The sequence below is a fragment of the Lederbergia sp. B243.17 genome, assembly GCF_057657925.1.
In genome coordinates, this window is sequence record NZ_JBWBKF010000064.1 from 40,013 (window position 1) to 59,345 (window position 19,333).

The following is a 19,333-nucleotide window of genomic DNA, read 5'->3' on the forward strand; positions in this document are numbered from 1 at the left end:
GGTGAATTCCATGTTTTTAAAAAATAAAAAGAAAATCGTTGATTTATTAGAAACAGTCTCTGAAATGGTAGATGTTTTAGACCAATTGATGAATAAGAGTGTAGCAATAAATGATTGTTTAAATGCATTGAAAATGATAGAAAGTAAAATAGAAAATGAAGAAATAACCCCGAATAAGACTGCAAAACAGTTAAAAGTTGTACAAGGCATGTTCTGTGAGCTTTTGATAGAAGATGTTGATAAAAAAAATAACATTATCGAAAATCTAAAGAGTAACATATCAATATTAAAAGAATTATTTATTGAAGAAGTTCAAGCAAAAATAAACGTTGTTTTCTTTCCTTACAAAGCATCAATGTGGGATAGTCTAGCGTCTATTTACGAGGCTTTTTTGGAAGATCCGAACTGTGTAGTTAATGTGGTTCCAATACCGTACTATCAACTTACAAATAAAGAAGCAATACCTGTATATGAAGGTGAACGTTTTGCCTTAAATATTCCTATTACACATTATGAAGAGTATGACTTAGAAATTGAGCAACCAGATATAATTTTTATACACAATATTTATGATAACTATAATACACTAACACAGGTTTATCAAAAGTACTTCACTTCGAATTTAAAAAAGTATACTGATATGCTTGTTTATGTACCATACTATCTTTCATCTTTTGTTTCTCACAATAAGGGTGAAGGCTTTTATCCATATGATAATCCCTCTTTAAGAAATATAGATAAAATAGTTTTAGTGAATGAAAGAGAAAAAGAAAAAGCATTAATGGAAGGAATTCCATTAGATAAAATTCTAGTACTGGGATCACCTAAGCTAGATGGCATGATTGTGGCACTAAGTAGTGAAATTGATTACCCTAAGGAATGGAGGGAGAAAGTAAAGGGGAAAACCGTTTTTCTTCTTGATACAGGTTGTCTTTATTTTGCTAACAAGCCATTTCAGGCACTAGAACATCTTATTGATATATTTAATATACCTAGATTTATTAAGGATACAGTCATTCTTTGGCGTCCTCATCCACTTACAAAGATATCTATTTCTAAGTATATACCTCACTTCTATGAATATTATCAGGACTTAATCAATAGTATAAACGCTGGAGATACATTATATAAAGGTGTTATTTTAGATGAGACAGATAGTTACTATCCGGCTTTAGTAGCGGCGGATATTTTAATTTCTAAAGAAGGATCGCTTTTAAATGCCTATTTATTAACCGAAAAAAAGGTTTTATATTGGGCGGAAAAGATGCCTGAGAATTCATTGCTCCCAGATAATGTCTTTTATTATATGATGGATCGTTCGGAGTCTTGGTATGATTTAGTTAAGAAGTTATCAGTGGGTTATGATCCTTTAGCTAAAAACAGAAAGAATATAGCAAACCGGGTGTATGTTAATTCCAATGGACAATCCGGAAAGGAAATTTATTTATCTATAAAAAGCGAAGTGTTAAAAGAAAGTTTTTACTAATGGCCCTACAATATATGGAAATTTATCTTTCTTCTTGTTTCTGTTTCTAGGGTTCTAGACAAAGACTGTGGTATCTTATTTTGTTACATGACCCATTGGATGAAATCAATTTGTGCTAGAAAAGATGAGAGCAGTCAGTTGGTTTCTGAAAGGGCCTATAGGCGGAAAACATATTCGGTTTGGCGTCAGATAATCTGTAGACTAACGTTTTAAGGCGTTTGCAGCACCTCCTGGTAATCAAAGGTTATCATTTTTAGGAGGTGCTTTTAAAATGTTTAAACAAACGATAATGCACAACTATCCTAAATGCCCTGGCCATGCTAATAAGTTTAGGAACGCGCCATTATAGATCCTAGTAATTCGAGATTCTGGAGAGAACTATATTGGCTACTAACAAAGGCAATGGCATTTAAAAAACCAATATATATTTTTAACATATCATTAGGGGAGAGGTGTTTTGCAAAGCGCCTTTTATGAACGAGGACATTACTACTCACAGTCAAAGTTTTATAGTAGTAGTACGTTATTAGACTAGATTTAGAAAAGAGAACAGGATTTTAAGAATATTGGAGAAAGGGATTGAGAAAAGTGCAAGGAATAATCTTGGCAGCTGGTATGGGTAAACGTCTAAAGGAATTAACGGATAATAATACGAAAAGCATGGTGAAAGTAAATGGGGTTACAATGATTGAAAGGATGCTTCGCCAACTGGATAAGACCAATTTAACAAAGATTATTATCGTCGTTGGTTATAAGGGTAAAGAACTAATTGACTTTATTTCAACCTTGGAAATAAATACCCCCGTGGAATACGTAGAAAATGAAATTTATGATAAAACTAATAACATCTATTCACTTTATATGGCAAGAGATTACTTATTGAAGGATGATACACTGCTATTAGAATCAGATCTAATTTTCGAGGACTCAGTCTTAAATAAAATTATTGAAGATCCTTACCCAAGCCTTGCATTAGTTGCAAAATATGAAAGCTGGATGGATGGTACAGTAGTTAAATTAGACGAAGAGAACAACATAAAAGGATTTTTAGGCAAAAAAGATTTTAAGTATGAGGATATCCAAAGCTATTATAAGACCGTCAATATATATAAATTTAGCAAGGGATTTTCCACCACTCATTATGTACCATTCTTGGAGGCTTATAGTAAGGCTTTAGGAAATAATGAATATTATGAACAAGTACTTAAAGTGATCACACTACTAGACAGGCCAGAGATAAAGGCAACAATCTTAGGTGATGAATCATGGTATGAAATAGACGATGTACAAGATCTTGATATTGCTGAATCCATTTTCACCACTTCTGCTGAAGATAAGCTAAAGAGAATACAGAGTAGATATGGTGGATATTGGAGATATCCTAGTTTAATTGACTTTTGCTACTTAGTAAATCCATTTTACCCTTCACAAAAACTATTGGATGAAATAAAAGCTAATTTTGAACGGTTAATATGTGATTATCCATCTGGAATGGGTGTAAACAGTCTCTTAGCTGCAAAATATTTTGGACTGAAAAAGGAACATGTCGTTATAGGGAATGGAGCAGCTGAACTGATTAAATCATTGATGGAAAGGATTCCCGGAAAGATTGGTATGGCAATTCCGACATTTGAAGAATATCCAAATCGGAAACGATCTGACGATATAGTTCCATATTATCCGGGTAACAATGATTATACTTATACAGCTGAAGACTTGATTGACTTCTATGTGGACAAGGATATTTCTGTTTTATTATTAATTAATCCTGATAATCCCTCTGGAAATTATATCAAAAAAGCAGATGTATTGAAGATTGCAGAATGGACAGCGAATAGAGAGATAGCTTTTATTGTGGATGAGTCTTTTATAGATTTTGCGGAAGAGAAAAATGCCACCCTATTAGACGAAAAAGTATTAAATAGCTATCCAAATTTAATTGTCATTAAGAGTATATCAAAATCTTTTGGAGTACCAGGGCTGCGTCTAGGGGTTTTGGCTTCTATCAATACAGAACTTATCAACACTATAAAGGATGACATGGCAATCTGGAATATAAATTCCTTCGGTGAATTCTATATGCAAATATTTGAGAAATATAAGGGTGATTATGAAGAAGCTATGAGAAGGTTTAAAAATGTTAGAAGAGATTACATTGAGGAACTTTCAACTGTAAAAAATTTGCGAGTTATACCTTCGCAGGCTAACTATTTAATGTGTGAAGTTGTTGGGGATCATAAAGCAAAGGAAGTAACGGAAACTTTATTAGATCAATACGATATTTTAATTAAAGATTTAACTTCAAAGAATGGTTTTGAGGGTGAATATATCCGAATTGCGGTAAAACGCCCGGAAGAAAATAATAAACTGGTTGCAGCATTAAAAGACATATTGGCTTAGAACATAGTAATGTGGGAGGAAGGGTAATGAGAATTTTAACACATACTGACATTATGCGTTTAAACATAGAGCCAATGCAGTGCTATAAATGGGTAGATGATATGCTCAAAAACAAAGGCGATGTAATATTACCTGCAAAAACTAGTATGAAACCAATAGAAGATGTGTTTTATAATGTGATGCCTTCCATACTCCTTAAGGATAATTGTGGGGGGGTTAAAATAGTAACTAGATATCCGTCTAGAAGTCCTGCGCTGGATAGTCAGATTTTGCTCTATGATTACGAAACTGGTTCTCTGAAATCTCTGTTGGATGGAAATTATATAACCACCATGCGTACTGGTGCAGTTGCTGCACATTCAATTAAACTTTTAAGCAAGAAAAATTTTAATAAGATAGCTGTTATAGGTTTAGGTAATCAAGCGAGGGCTACATTGAAAGTGTTGCTTGCTTTATTGCCTGACACAAATATAGTATTAAAACTCCTAAAATATAAAAATCAACATCTATTATTTAGGGATTACATTCGTAGTCTTCCTAATTCAGAACGTGTTGAATATATTTTTTGTGATTCTTACGAAGATACAGTAAAGGGAAGCGAAGTTATCATTTCTTCTGTTACTTATTTATCTCAAGATATATGTAGAGATGATTGTTATGAAGAAGGTTGTTTGGTTGTACCAATTCATACGAGAGGGTTTATGAATTGCGATTTATTCTTTGATAAAATTTATGCAGATGATACAGACCATGTTAAGGATTTTAAGTATTTTAGACAGTTTAAAAAATTTGCTGAAGTGTCTGACATACTCAATGGCACAGCAGAAGGGCGTCGAACTGACTCTGAGAGAATTATGGTATACAACATTGGTCTGTCCATGCATGACATCTACTTTTCGGAAAAAATTTATCAGTTAGCGGAAGCAACGGGAATTGGGCAGGAGTTTACATTAACCCCCCCTAAAGAAAAGTTTTGGATATAAGATAGTCTAAATTCTTTTATACAAAGTGAATATTAATTTTAATATAATTTATGCTAAAAACACTAATGAATGTATAGGTAAAAGAAGGTGAGAAATTCTTGGAAATTAACGTAATCGAAAAATCGTTTATCAACATCAGTGGTAGTATTTATGACTCAGAATATATAAATTTAGTTAATATAAAGGACAACAAATTGGCATTTGATGAAGGAACCTTGTTTCTTACTCAAAAGGAAAAGGATGTATTAAATAATCATCCAGTAAGAGGATATAAAAATGCTGTTTATATCTTTAAATTGAATAATGTATATGGAATGATTGGAGATTTATCTATCAACGAATACGACAAAGGGAGGGTTAAATGTCATGAACTAGTTATACCAGACATTGTTCAAGGAATGCTGAGTAACCTCCATGGATATAATTGCGAGGCGGCTCCAATCTTGCTTGGCCATAGAAAAAAGATAGATTATAAAGTATACATCGATGAGATGAAGTACGTTGATAGTTATAGATTAAATGAAGATATAGAAATTTTCGTGTTTTGTGGTGAAGAAGCTTGCAAGATTACAGAGGAATTTTTAGATATAGAAAGTATATATGTGGCAGATGGACATCACCGTTTATACACAAGTTCATTATCAGGCTTTAAAAACTCTGTTCTTTCTTGTTTGATAAGCTTCGAATATCTAGATATTTTGCCAATTCATCGCATAATACCTAAGGTAGATGAACAACTATTTCAAAAGGCTAAAGAATTCATTTTTAAAAGATTTAAGGTCATGTCTAAAGACACACCTCTTTCAAAAGGAAACATTCGTATTGAATATGGAAATAATGAATTTGTAGTGAACTTAAAAAAATTAAGTCCTGATGCTTTTTCGAATAATGATATTTACCGTTTAAATACACAAATTATTTCACAGGCCTTTCGAATATTTGATACAAGTAGACTTGAGTATCTTTCTGATACTGAACTAAAGAAATATAAATTATCACCTAGAAAAAAAGACGTTATAATTGAAACTTATCCAATAGATAAAGAAGAATTTATTGGATATGCAAATACGAATACTATCATGCCGCCAAAGTCAACATGGTTTTCACCTAAGTTCCCGTCATTTTTAGTTTTTAAACAGTATAAATGAAAAATAGGCTTTTGGATTAAAACCCTCCATATTCATTGATGTTAGTCTATCATCTTCTGGAAAGAAAGGTATCGAGGCAAGCATCAACCGATTGTAGCTCAACCTGCCCTGAAATAGGCTTCGTTCTCGGTACCTTGCTGAATCCACATAGAAGAAAGTGGTTGGCTAACACTTCGACAGAGCGATGACAATAAATATCGTGTACATTAGATTGGAGAATATTGATTCCATTCAGTAGTCTCGAAATATCACACGATTCTCCACAAAGGACAGGAAGCCCGAAAAACAATATGGTCAGTTGCTAAAATGTAATACTCATCTGAAATGGCACCCGTTAAATAATGCCTGTATGAAATTCTCTCAGCAACTGAAGAAATGAGAGGGTTTTACATTAAGGGGAAAGACTTTTGAGCTATTCCAGTAAATGATTTGCCGGTACAACAACTGCTCCCTTGACTATTTGAAACCTCTTCAGCTGGAGAAAAGATGGAGGTAAAGCGTAGTCAGTATTTATTACAAGACTCCGATATTTGTAAAACCTCCTCCATAGCACTTATTCCTCTTAAAATGCCATATATCTCTCCGAATTATAATAGAATAAAAGAATGGTGATTATTACATTATCCACCATTTAATTACTTAATTTTCCACGCAAGATTGCCGATATAATTATTATGAAAATCTAATTCCACAACCGGATGGTGGTTCTCGTGATAGTTCGGCACAATATTGTTGGGTTAAAAACCCTGAATCAGATAAATAAAACGATGAAAAAGAATGCTGAAAGCGCTGCAAGGCTGTCCTCCGGCATGTCAATCAACAAGGCTGCAGATGATGCGGCGGGTCTGTCAATTAGTGAAGGGATGCGGGCACAGATCCATGGTCTTTATCAGGCAGAGCGGAACGGTGAGGATGCGCGCATGATGATGAATATAATTGATGGAGCTTTGCAGGAGGAGACGGAACTTTTGCAGCGGATGAGGGAGCTGACGGTGCAGTCGCTGAATGATACTTTAACGGCGGAGGACCGGGATGTGCTTCAGACGGAGTTCCGCCAGCTGCAGATTTCACTTGACCGTTTTCCGAAAGCGGCCGAGTGGGGAAGCATGCCTGTGATTGAAGCCCATCAGCCTTCTTTTGTTCAACTGGAAGGGAATCACTATTTTCAAAGCCCAATACAAATTGTTGACGGATATAACAGCGATTTGGAAATCACGATTGACGGCACAGTGAAAAAGCTGTCGATCCCTGAAGGGGTCTATTCAGTAGGGGAAATAGCCGATCTGCTGGATGACCGTCTTATGGAGATTGACCCTAATCTGATTGTGAATGTGACCGATAAGGGGGCGATTTCCCTTCAGGCGGAAAACAATAAATCAATCGATTCAATAAAGGGCGGGGCATCCTTTTTATTCTATGAATATACGCTTGGGAATCCGCCAGGCATGGTGATTGGCGTTACCAAGTTTGAAAATTACAAGATCCGTATTGTCAGCGGTCAAAGTGATACATTATCCTTTTTTGCGGGAAGCGATAAGCAATATACACTGAAATTCAGGGCTGGGGAGTATAGTCTCGATGAAGTCATTGACGAGGTGAACCGCCAGCTTGAGGAGAATGGAGAGAAGGATGTTCAGGCGATCAAGTATGGAGATGATCGAATCGCTCTTACATCCAACCGATATGTTATTACAGGCCTAAGCGGCAACATGATTGAAATTGACGGTATCACTTCTATCCTGTATGACAATTCAAAGAGCGGTTCTATATCAAAATCTCGCGCTCAAGTATATGGATACGCGGATCTGTCCGCTGGTGTAAAGATGCAAAATGGAGTCAACGATGAACTCCGTATTTTTATTGACCAGAAGACTCAGCCAATTACAGTGAGTTTTCTGCAGGACGATGAAACAGAAAAAACATTGAGCGGAAGAGACATTGCATCCAGGATAAATGATGAGTTTAAAATGATGGGAATCGATGCAGTTGCTGAAGTCGATTCCCGCAGCAGACTTTGGATTAAGAGCAATTATTTCGGCTCGAATAGCCGCGTCGTTATCGACAAGCAATCTCCTTCGTTCAAAGGTTTATTTGTGAATGAAAAGGTGGATTACGTCCTGTTCGATCCGGTAAATGGTACGGAGACCGCAGCGCAGGTGACAGGTCGTTTCGGAATAAAAGGGACAACGGTCATCGACAGTACGAACAACACATTGAATATGAAAATCGATGGAGAGACTGTTTCCGTTGTACTTGAGGAGAAGGCTTACACCAAAGAAGAACTGGCAGCAGAATTAAACCGGCAGCTTGGGCCGAAACAGGTCTCAGTATCTCTTTCTCCTACTACCGACTCGAATCAGCAGTCTGCCTTGATTTTCAGTCATGAAGTAAAAGGGTCTGGAGGATTCTGGATTGACCCGAGTTCATCTGCGGCCGCAACCCTTCTGAACGGGACTGCTGTCATTGATCCGTTGATTACAAATGGAAAGACGACGGTTGTCAATCCTCCTGAAGGGATCGTCCGTCCGCCTGAGTATACGTACTATGCGGCTAAGGCCGAGGGAATAACATCCTTGCAACAGGGTATAACCCTCAATGATGATAATAACGGAATGAGCTTCACTATGAATGGCGAAGAGATCGAGATTGCTTTGCAAAAAGGGGCGTATGCCAATGCGCAAGAGTTCTTGAATGCAAACCGCTCTCTTTTCGATGCGAAAGGAGTAGTTGCAAGCCTGACAAGTGACGGTCGGTTCGTTATTGAAACGAAGGAAAAGGGGAGCGGCCAGCAGTTATCCGGCTTCGGCGGCACATCTCATGAATTTATCATGGGCAAAAAACAGGTCTCGCCCCCATACTCCTACAGCGGTACAGGTACAGTCACCACTTCCACTATAACTGGAAAATACGTACTGCCAGCTACAAACATAGTTGATGAATCAAACAGCAAAATGGACTTTACTTTTAATCATCTGGGTGTGGCTTATGATATTACATTGTCAATTGCACAAGGTAATTACAGTGACAGTGATCTAATCACTGCGCTTAATCAAACACTTAAAGAACAGCTGCTGACGAAGGGCCTGTCCGGAGATGAAATTACTGCAGCGAAGCTATATGAAGGTACAATCAGATTGTCTGCCAAAGACGCCGGGAGTCAACATACTTTCGGATCATTCACCGGCGGATTTTTCCGCGACTTTTTCCAAAAAAAAATTACTGTAACCGAACCGTACGCAAGCAGCAATGGCTATACAGGGCAGCAAGAAACGTATATCGTCGGCCGGGAAGGGCTGCTGGATAAAGACTTTGTAATCAACCCGAATGTCAATGACAGTTTGATGCTGGACTTTTACCATAACGGTGTGAAAAGAACGTTGGAATTGTCATTGGAGGCTGGTCATTATAACTCTGCTTCTCTCATAGCGGAATTGAATCGGTCTCTTGAATCGGAATTAAGCCGACAGGGACTTTACCCTGACCTGGTCCGTGCTCAAATGGGAGGCGTGACAAGCGGTACAGCAGAAAATGATAGCGATAAGCTCGTGTTCAAGGTGCAAACGAAAGAAGACGGAAGAAATGATTCCGGCAGCTACCGGATTGACGGCGTCCGCGGAAGTGCGGCTTATACGTTCTTCTACCGTGCAGAAGGAGAGCCAAAACCGACATACACAATCGGGGTTGTCGACCTATCTGGCACAACAGAGATCAAACAAGGTGTCAATGATACGTTCATTTTTGAAGTGGACGGATTTGAGAAAAAGCTTGTGCTGAGTGAAGGGAGCTATGGATCGGAGGATCTGCTGGAGGAAATCAACCGGCAACTCCAGAGTTCCAACGCAAATGTCATCGCCTCCTACTTTGAAGGAAAGCTAAAGTTAAGCAGCAAAGAAGTCGGACAAATTCCCATCGACGGAATCAGAGGGAACGCTCGCGGCACTCTCTTCTTCCAAACGGATGAAAGAGAGAACCAGGATCCGATGAAATTTCAAATCGGCGCCAATGCAGGCGACCAAATCACTTTTGAAAGAGTCGTCGTCTCAGGAGAAATCCTGCGGGTAAACACCCTCATGATTCACGATCCGCAACACGCCAATAAAGCATTGAAACGACTGGACAGTGCGATTCAATACGTGAGTAGCCAGCGATCCTATGTTGGAGCCATTACGAACCGGCTCGAACATGCCATCAACAACGCCAGAAACTACGCCGAAAACCTGATCGCCAGCGAATCCAAAATCCGTGATACAGACATGGCAAAGAAAATGACGGAAAAGGTTAAAACCGACATCCTCCTGCAAGCTTCACAAGCAATATTGGCACAGTCGAATACACAGGCGGAGAGGGTAGTGGAGTTGTTGAGATGACCGTATTCAGCCGGCTTGATCGAAATGTAGGAGGAGGAAGTGGCGAAAATGACAAGAATACAGGACCTCTTTGCAGATAGGATTCTGAAAAAAGGTATTACTCATGAAAAGCACTTTGTTAAGAACAGATGTCCTAAGTGTAATACTTTCCTATATGAGATAGATGAGAACTCTTATGTAAAGGGATCAGTAAGAATTAAATGTAGAATGTGCAAAGAGATTATTGAGATTTAGACTAGTTCAATTTATGCAGCAGGATGGGGATGATACCTGTGGACTTTAAACCTAGTGAATTCAAATTATCCAAAATGAAAGATCATAACGCTTTGCTGAAGTATTCTAAGAAAAGCCAAATGCTAAAACTCGGGATCTCATTTGACGATATAAACAAGGTAAAGTTAGTGCTTTCTGCAGATGGAAAATATTATTTGTTGCATATTAAGCCAAGGTTCGAAGTGCCTGACATACCAAACTTTACTTTTGAAATAGATTTTAAGCTAGCTATTAAGAGAGAAAAAATAGATAGTGGAAAATATTCGGTGGAGGAAATTGTAAGGAGAGCTTTTATCGAAGGAGATCTATTTAGAAGTAACTATAACCCAAATTCTGACGGCAGAATTCCAAATACGTATTATGGCGGCCGATTTAAATAAAGTCTATCAAAAGCATAGAAATTTTCTTTAGTAATCAAACTGGGAAGGTGGAAATAGGTTCTATGTGAGACTCCAAGCGAGTGCTCTATTCGTTAAATTAGTTTGCTAATCGAATGAATTAAAGTTACTTTATTGACACTTACTTGGAACGTTCTTTCAATATAAAGAAGGAATGGATGGCTACACTTAAAATTAAGGCCAAGTCCAACTAGAAGCCAAACATTGACTCTTATTCATAGGAGAGATATGAGAAACCTTATGGGGAGTGGGGGTATGCTAGCCTGGCTGGTGGGCCAAATTAAGATATGGAGTTAGCTGATGTCCTGAACGGGGGCATGGCCGAGGAAGGAGACTCCCTGTCAAGTTTCGTTGATCCTTCGCTTTTCAGATGGTCTACTAACGCTTAATCAGTTAAGGAAGATATCAATCATGAAAAGAGATCACCAGTGAGTATAACCTGACACCATCCGCATTAGACAAATGGCTGAAACAGCACTGGGAAACAGAATCTTTCGAAAAGAAGGATAACCCGACGCCGGAATAGGTGGAGCTGAACCAGCTGTTCCGATAAAACAAATAGATTCAATGAAAGTGCCTTCCTAATAGGGGATGGCACTTTCTTTTTTACTACTTGGAAGGTAATGAAATATATCGAATCACTCCATATATTAAAATTTTTTAGAATATTTGTTTACATTTCATAGAATTATGATAAAATCATAAATACTTACAGTGTGACAGTAAAATTCCTGCTACAAAAGAAAGGAATTCAGTTATGGAAGAAATTTTTCTAAAAATCAAGCAATTGCGCCAAGAACAAGGGATGACTTTGAAGGATTTAAGCGAGAAGACCGATTTGTCCGTTAGCTTTCTATCCCAAATCGAGAGAGGGGCTTCCTCCCTTGCTATCACATCGCTGAAGAAAATCGCTGACGCATTTGGGGTAAAAATGATTCATTTCTTCGAAGAGACGGAAAATCTGAATTACGCAGTGAAAAAACAAGACCAAAAGCCGTTTAAAATAGAGAGTTCCGATTCCTCATACATTCGATTAAGCAATAGTTTTGCCGATCGTAAATTAGAGCCGTTTCTCGTCACCATTAAGCCGAATCAAAAAGAGGGGGAGATTTTCAACCATCCGGGCGAGGAGTTTTATTATGTCATGAAAGGAGCGGTGTTACTGACCGTTGATGGGACAGAATATTATTTGCGGGAGGGGGAAGCAATCCATTTTCCGTCAACCCTTTCACATACCTGGGAAAACCCGCTTGACCAAGAAACGGTGCTGCTCTCTGTGATCACACCTGTGATTTTTAACTAAGTACGCAAGTTCCAATTCATTTGAAAAGGTGAGGCCAGTGACATTACTGAAAGTAGAAGATTTGACAATTCAATTCAAAGCGCGCAAGAGTGCTGTCAAAGCGGTCGATCGGATCAGCTTTGAATTGGAAGAGGGCAGTTCACTCGGAATCGTCGGCGAGAGCGGAAGCGGGAAGAGCATCACCTCACTTGCCATTATGGGTCTCTTGCAGAATGCCAACTCCGAGATTACGGGCAATATCCATTTTGACGGGCAGGACTTGTTGAAGCTCTCATCTGAGGAGATGCGCAAAATAAGAGGAAGCTCGATTTCGATGATCTTTCAGGAGCCGATGACTTCCCTGAACCCATTGCATACTTGCGGCAAACAGATCATGGAGCCAATTCGGATTCATCAAAAAAACGTTAGCAGGCAAGAGGCGAAAAAGACTGCGATTGAGATGCTGAGGCTAGTTGGAATCCCTTCCCCGGAACAGAGGTTTCATGAGTACCCGCACCAAATGTCCGGCGGGATGCGGCAAAGGGTCATGATTGCGATTGCGCTTGCCTGCAATACAAAGCTCTTGATTGCGGATGAGCCGACAACGGCATTGGATGTCACGATTCAGGCCCAAATCCTGGAACTAATGAACAGCCTGAGGAAAAAGGGCGATATGAGCATCATCATGATCACCCATGATTTAGGGGTAGTCAAAGAGATGTGTGAGAATGTGGCCGTCATGTACACCGGGCAAATTGTTGAAAAGAGCCCGACGGAATCAGTGTTTATAGATCCGCTTCATCCGTATACGAAGGGACTGCTGAATGCGATTCCGAAAATCTCGAGTAAAGTAGACAGGCTCGAGGCCATCGAGGGCACGGTGCCCGACCCGCAGAATATGCCGGTCGGCTGCAGCTTCCATCCCCGTTGCAAGTTTGCGATGGAGCGGTGCAGGTTAGAAGCTCCCTCATTATTTAAACAGGAAGATGGACGGGAAGTTAGATGCTTCCTTTATGATAGTGCGAGAGAGGGGGATCAACCAAGTGCCGCTAACAGTTACTGCTGATAGAGAAAGAGAAATGGAGAATCCTGTCCCAGAGAACATTCTGGAGGTTTCAAACCTGAAAAAGACCTTCCAGGTTAAAGGTTCGGACGGAAAAAGAGGGTTGCTCAGAGCGGTGGATGATGTCTCTTTTTCCATTAAAAAAGGAGAAACATTTAGCCTTGTCGGTGAGAGCGGATGTGGCAAAAGCACGCTTGGCCGTACACTGCTTGGTCTCTATCCCCCTGACGCAGGGACGGAAATTATGTTTAACGGGAAGAATATTTCGAGTATTGGCAAGTCCGAACGAAAACAGTTCGCCAAACAGGCACAATTGATCTTCCAGGACCCTTCGGCATGTTTGAACCCACGCAGGACAATAAGACAAATTTTATTGGAGCCGTTTAAAATCCACAAAATAAAAGGCGGCCAAGCAAAAATCACGGAATTGATGGATATGGTTGGTTTGGCAAGCCGCTTTCTCGACCGGTTTCCACATGAAATGTCGGGCGGTCAGAAACAGCGGGTAGGAATCGCCAGGGCATTGGCACTGGATCCGGAGCTGATTGTATGCGATGAGCCTGTCTCAGCTTTGGATGTGTCGATACAGGCGCAGGTAATCAATCTGCTTGAGGATTTGCAGAAACAGCTGAATCTTACTTATCTATTTATCTCTCATAATCTGAGCGTCGTTCACCATATCAGTGACCGGGTTGCCGTTATGTACTTAGGCAAAATCGTTGAACTGACAACGCGCGATCAGCTTTATGGAAATCCGCAGCATCCCTATACAAAAGCGCTTCTCTCCTCCATTCCTGATACAGGAGAAGGTCCGCGTGAGAAGATCATTCTTAGGGGAGATGTGCCGAGTCCGTCCAATCCACCAGCCGGCTGCAGGTTTCACACAAGATGTCCGGCCGCGATGGATATCTGCAGGTCGGAAGAACCGAAGTTTATTCAGACAGATAGCGAACACTTTGTTGCCTGTCATTTGTGTACAAAGTGAACTATAAAAAAATAAAAAGGGGTCTTATGTATGAAGAAAATTGCATTACTGGCCATGGCATTGCTTTTGACTCTATCACTCGCCGCCTGTAACAAGAAGGCGGAGACGGGCGGATCGTCCAAGTCGAATGGAGATACGATCGTAATCGGGATTGCCTCCGACTGGAAAACGATGGATCCAGCTCGTGCGTATGAAGTGTACGGAAACTTCTATTTTTATGCGACCTATGAAAACTTATACATGCTGGAAGGATCGGACCTCACACCAAAGCCGGCTCTAGCCAAAGAACATACGGTAGATGAGACGGGACTTGTTTACACATTCACGCTTGACGAAGGCCGGAAATTTTCAAGCGGCAACGATGTGACGGCCGAGGATGTCGTCTTCAGCTTTAATCGTACAATCAATATCAAGGACAACGCTTCTGCCCTTACAGCAGGGGTTGAAAAAGTAGAGGCGAAGGATGACAAAACGGTTGTTGTGACACTTAAAGAGAGAGACGCCTCCTTCTTGTCAAAAATTACAGGAAATCCGTTCGCCGTTGTAGATAGCAAAGTTGTGAAAGAGAACGGCGGCACGGATGGGGAAGATGCGAGTACAACTGACAGTGCCACTGCCTACCTGGATGGAACATCAGCCGGCAGCGGACCGTATGTTTTGAAAAAGTGGACAGCAAACACAGAAATGGTTTTGGAAAAGAACCCGCATTACAAGGGAACTGTGAATGCAGACAAAATCATCATCAAAGAAATGCCGGATCCAAACACGCAAATTCAAGCACTTGAACAAGGTGAAATTGATGTTGCTCTAAGTGTAGGACCTGATCAAGTGAAAGGAATCAAGGAAGGCGGGAACGCAAAAGTTGTATCTGCGCCAACTTCCACCGAGTCGTTTTTATTAATGAACAACGATCCGGCGATCGGGAAAGAGATGGCGGATCCTCTTGTTCAGCAAGCTGTACGTTACGCACTTGACTATGAGGGATACCAACAGCTTGCAGGTGATGGAGCGCTGCTTCCATTGTCCTTTGTCCAAGACGGCTTTATTGGGGCGAAATCAAGACCGGAAAACTATCAAGATATTGAAAAGGCAAAAGAACTGATGAAGGAAGCGGGCTACGAAGACGGATTTACGATTCCTCTAACAGCTGCAAACTATGATTCCGAAGGGCTTTCATGGACAACGATTGCCGAAAAGGTGAAAGAAGACCTCGCCAAAATCAATATCAATGCAGAGATTAAGACAGGAGAAATCGGTGTAGTCATTGAGGATTACAGAAACGGAAAGTCTCCATTCCTGGTCATGCACTGGTCACCGGACTATTATGACCTAAGCAATCAATTGGCATTTATGCCGGGAGATATTGTCGGAGCACGTGCGAATTGGCAACCATCGGATGCCAATGCTGAATTGGTAAGCTTAGCAGAACAAGCGAAAGTGGAAATTGACGATGCTAAGCGTGCAGAGCTATCCGAAAAAATGCAGGAGCTTGTTGCAGAAGAGAGCCCTTATGCCTTTTTGGTTCAGCACCCTAAATCATTTGCAGTCAGCTCGAATCTTGAAGGGGTTGAGTATAACGACCTTTGCAAGCTGCATTTAAATGAACTGAAGCTGGCGAAATAATCTTTGAAGACTGCTATAGCTATTCGCGGATAGGCGTATCTGCGAATAGCTATATGCAAGAAAGATGTTGTTTTTAGTCGGGAGTGGATCGATCTTGCTTAGATTTATTGGGAGACGTTTATTGTTCCTTCTTTTTCTATTATTCGGTGTATCGCTTTTCGTTTTCATCCTTTCTCATTTGGTGCCGAGTGATCCGGTCGCTGCGAATTTGAGTCAGGCAGCATTGAACAATCCGGAGATTGTCGCAGCCTTTGAAAAGAAATGGGGATTGGACCAATCCTTATTCACACAGTTTATTCTATACTTCAAGCACTTGCTTACCGGTGATCTCGGCACATCCATCCGCACAGGAAAGCCGGTGCTGGAAGACCTTATGCAGTTTTTCCCGGCTACGTTGGAGTTGTCGATAGCAGCCATGGTCATTGCCTTGGTGCTTGGGATTTCACTTGGCATCATCTCTGCAATTTACCGGAATAAGCCGATTGATCACGTTGTCCGTACGATATCAATTAGCGGGGTTTCGATACCAAGCTTTTGGTTTGCTTTAATCATGCTCTTTATATTTTCTTCTAAATTAGGTCTTACACCTGGACCGGGAAGGATTGATTCACGATCCTCCACACCGGAAGGCGGTACAGGACTGTTATTGCTGGATTCCTTATTTAGCGGTGATTTTTACCTGTTTGGGGATGTGATGATGCACTTAATTCTTCCAGGAACCGTGTTGGGATTGTTCACGATGGGATTGATTGCACGGCAAACAAGGTCGAACCTGCTTGAGGTCATGTCGATGGACTATATCCGGACAGCCAGGGCAAAAGGCCGAAAAGAATCAGGGGTTATTATGGGGCATGCGCTTGCCAATTCAATGATCCCGGTCCTGACAGTAGCCGGTATGGGGTTCAGTAATCTATTAGGCGGAATGGTGCTGGTCGAGAATATTTTTGCTTGGCCAGGCATTGGCCAATATGCCTATCTCTCGGCCGTTTCACTCGACTTTCCTGCCATTTGTGGCGTTTCATTATTAATTGCGTTTATTTACGTTGTGATTAACCTGGTAATCGACATCCTTTATGGAGTAATCGATCCGAGAGTGAGGTACCGGTAATGCGAACATTTAAATCTTTCATCACTCAAAAAGGATTTTTATTTAAACTGGGATTAATCATATGCATATTGTGGATTTTTATCGCCTTTTTTGCGCCGCTAATCGCCACGCATAGTACAACAGCACAAGATCTGTCCAGCAGATTCGAGCCTCCAAGCTCTACACACTTTTTTGGGACCGATGAACTGGGCCGTGATGTATTTTCACGTGTAATGTATGGCTCGAGAATATCCTTAACTGCAGGGGTTATTACCGTAATTAGTGCCTTTGCCTTCGGAATTCTTTTCGGAGGGATCGCCGGATATAAAGGCGGGCTGGTAGACGAAGTGATGATGCGGTTCTCAGAACTGATCATGGCCTTTCCGCCCCTTATTTTGGCAATGGTCATTGCGGCTGCACTAGGGCCGAGCATTATGAACTCGGTCATTGCCATGGCCATCATCTGGTGGCCGAACTATGCGCGATTGATGCGGTCGATGGTCATTTCTTTGAAGGAAAGCGAGTATGTGACGGCTTCACGTGTGATGGGTGCCTCGCATATCCGTATTCTGTTTTTGGAAATCCTGCCGAATAGCTTTGGGCCGTTGCTTGTCATGGCAACGCTTGACCTGGGGAACGCCATCCTGATGTTCTCTGGACTAAGCTTCCTCGGTCTAGGCACACAACCGCCTACACCAGAATGGGGTTCAATGGTGTCAGGCGGAGCAAAAGTGATCCAGAATTGGTGGGTGTCGACCTTCCCGGGATTGGCAATCTTTTCAATTTCTGTCGGGGCTAACTTCGTAGGAGACGGATTAAGAGATTTTCTTGATCCAAAACTTAAATAAAGATAGGCGGGAAAACAACATGGAAAAAATCAATATTGAACAAGTGGAGCCAATTGGCATGCCGATGTATGAAATGAAGAAACTGTTCACCAATCAGGGTGATTTTAAAGAAGTCAGCATGAGCGTCATTTCACTTATGCCAGGTGAGCGGGTTCCCGCAGAGGGAATGAGCTGCCACGAAGAGGACGAGTATTCCTTTATTTACAGCGGTGAAGTCAATACGTACAGCAATGGCAAATACAGTGTGGAAAAAGCCGGAGATGCCACATTGATTCCAGCAGGTGAAGAGCACTGGTGCATCAACGAGGGCAGTGAACCGTGCATGCTTGTTTGTTTTATGGTGAAGAAGGCATAAAATTTCAATCAGGGCCAAATATCCGAGGATATTTGGCCCTTTTAAATTGCAATCCTATTCAGTCAGTGTACAGCGATTGAAAAAAGAATGAATGCTGCCACCTCTAGCTCTCCTAGATCCTGCCTACCATGTTCTGCTGTTGAGCTGGTCATGCAGTATCATCTCGATGTTCACTCGAAGAACAAGGCAAGCCTGTCTTCGATTGAATTTGCAAAGCAAGTTGGAAATGATAGATTGGCTGACTGTCTACTAGGGAAAGTGGTTCTTGTATGGGAAAATGAATAAAAGGTCCCTGTCTGTATTTGTAAGACAATAAAGAAAGAAAAACCTATGCCTTACTTCCTGATTATTTTTCTATTTCCTGTGGTGTCTATTTCTTTCCTCTCAGTTTCGCGAAAAAATGCATATTTTATATAGGATTTTCCTCCCGGATACCTTCTCTGACACCGTGAAATCAGTGTTTGACCAATAGGTTGAGCTGATATTTACTTAAGAAGACGGGATGGAAGGATATTGAATTACATCTCCTATTTCCCATAGGGCGGCATTCAATTTCGCAATCCTTCGTATATACATATCCGGATGCCGCGAACAATTGAGAGGAGTGAATGGGGTGGATAAGCTTCGTAAACTGCTTTTGCCTGTGCTGGCCGTCATTTTCCTGATCGGGAATTTTTCTCCCTTCCTTCAGACGGCGTCGGCATGGGACGTGCCAACGTGGAACCCGCCGAAATGGGATATCCCGAAATGGGACGCGCCGGCCTGGGACCTGGACAAGGAGCAGAAAAAGCAGAAGGAAGTGCCGGAGGAATGGAAAGAAGAGCATGAGGAGGAATTTTCGGAAGACGGGGAGAAACAGGATTATGTCGACATGAACCTGTGGGAACTGCTCACGTGTGACTGCTAAACTAAAGTTAACAGTTCTTGCTAAACAGGAATAAACACTCTTCTATCAAATATCACTCCTGTTAAGTTATGCTTGTGCTTCAAGATAACTTAGCTGGGGGCTTGGAGAGATGGAGAAGATATTATTGT

The 19,333-nt window shown here is 40.9% G+C and carries 14 protein-coding genes; all 14 read left to right on the top strand.

Annotated elements, in window-relative coordinates; translation table 11 throughout:
- The first annotated feature begins 10 nt into the window (after positions 1–10).
- The 14 genes from AC0TWI_RS11905 to AC0TWI_RS11970 all read left to right on the top strand — a co-directional run bounded on the left by AC0TWI_RS11905 (position 11) and on the right by AC0TWI_RS11970 (position 19,205).
- Complete coding sequence (locus AC0TWI_RS11905) at positions 11–1,486, top strand: hypothetical protein (protein WP_488126557.1); 1,476 nt, start codon at positions 11–13, stop codon at positions 1,484–1,486.
- Between the two features lie 588 nt (positions 1,487–2,074).
- Positions 2,075–3,886, top strand: a complete 1,812-nt coding sequence (locus tag AC0TWI_RS11910; protein ID WP_488126570.1) for an aminotransferase class I/II-fold pyridoxal phosphate-dependent enzyme — start codon at positions 2,075–2,077, stop codon at positions 3,884–3,886.
- A gap of 26 nt (positions 3,887–3,912) precedes the next feature.
- Positions 3,913–4,869 (top strand): hypothetical protein, encoded by a 957-nt coding sequence (locus tag AC0TWI_RS11915; protein WP_488126558.1) that lies wholly within the window; start codon positions 3,913–3,915, stop codon positions 4,867–4,869.
- Positions 4,870–4,967: 98 nt separating this feature from the next.
- Positions 4,968–6,017 carry a DUF1015 family protein gene (locus AC0TWI_RS11920; RefSeq protein ID WP_488126559.1) on the top strand — a complete coding sequence of 350 codons (1,050 nt, stop codon included), beginning with the start codon at positions 4,968–4,970 and terminating at the stop codon, positions 6,015–6,017.
- 698 nt (positions 6,018–6,715) lie between these two features.
- A complete protein-coding gene (locus AC0TWI_RS11925; protein ID WP_488126560.1) occupies positions 6,716–10,384 on the top strand; it encodes a flagellin N-terminal helical domain-containing protein in 3,669 nt (1,222 codons plus the stop codon).
- Between the two features lie 272 nt (positions 10,385–10,656).
- Positions 10,657–11,037 carry a hypothetical protein gene (locus AC0TWI_RS11930; protein WP_488126561.1) on the top strand — a complete coding sequence of 127 codons (381 nt, stop codon included), beginning with the start codon at positions 10,657–10,659 and terminating at the stop codon, positions 11,035–11,037.
- Positions 11,038–11,812: 775 nt separating this feature from the next.
- Positions 11,813–12,358: a helix-turn-helix domain-containing protein gene (locus AC0TWI_RS11935; RefSeq protein WP_488126562.1), complete on the top strand. Its 546-nt coding sequence runs from the start codon at positions 11,813–11,815 to the stop codon at positions 12,356–12,358.
- A gap of 37 nt (positions 12,359–12,395) precedes the next feature.
- Positions 12,396–13,403 (top strand): ABC transporter ATP-binding protein, encoded by a 1,008-nt coding sequence (locus AC0TWI_RS11940; RefSeq protein WP_488126563.1) that lies wholly within the window; start codon positions 12,396–12,398, stop codon positions 13,401–13,403.
- Positions 13,404–13,416: 13 nt separating this feature from the next.
- A complete protein-coding gene (locus AC0TWI_RS11945) occupies positions 13,417–14,385 on the top strand; it encodes an ABC transporter ATP-binding protein (protein WP_488126571.1) in 969 nt (322 codons plus the stop codon).
- Positions 14,386–14,415: 30 nt separating this feature from the next.
- Complete coding sequence (locus AC0TWI_RS11950; protein ID WP_488126564.1) at positions 14,416–16,008, top strand: ABC transporter substrate-binding protein; 1,593 nt, start codon at positions 14,416–14,418, stop codon at positions 16,006–16,008.
- Positions 16,009–16,102: 94 nt separating this feature from the next.
- Complete coding sequence (locus AC0TWI_RS11955; RefSeq protein WP_488126565.1) at positions 16,103–17,116, top strand: ABC transporter permease; 1,014 nt, start codon at positions 16,103–16,105, stop codon at positions 17,114–17,116.
- Positions 17,116–17,943 carry an ABC transporter permease gene (locus AC0TWI_RS11960; protein ID WP_488126566.1) on the top strand — a complete coding sequence of 276 codons (828 nt, stop codon included), beginning with the start codon at positions 17,116–17,118 and terminating at the stop codon, positions 17,941–17,943. The genes AC0TWI_RS11955 and AC0TWI_RS11960 overlap by 1 nt, the downstream gene beginning before the upstream one ends.
- 19 nt (positions 17,944–17,962) lie before the next feature.
- Positions 17,963–18,298, top strand: a complete 336-nt coding sequence (locus tag AC0TWI_RS11965; RefSeq protein WP_488126567.1) for a cupin domain-containing protein — start codon at positions 17,963–17,965, stop codon at positions 18,296–18,298.
- Between the two features lie 613 nt (positions 18,299–18,911).
- Positions 18,912–19,205 carry a hypothetical protein gene (locus AC0TWI_RS11970; protein ID WP_488126568.1) on the top strand — a complete coding sequence of 98 codons (294 nt, stop codon included), beginning with the start codon at positions 18,912–18,914 and terminating at the stop codon, positions 19,203–19,205.
- Positions 19,206–19,333: the final 128 nt, after the last annotated feature.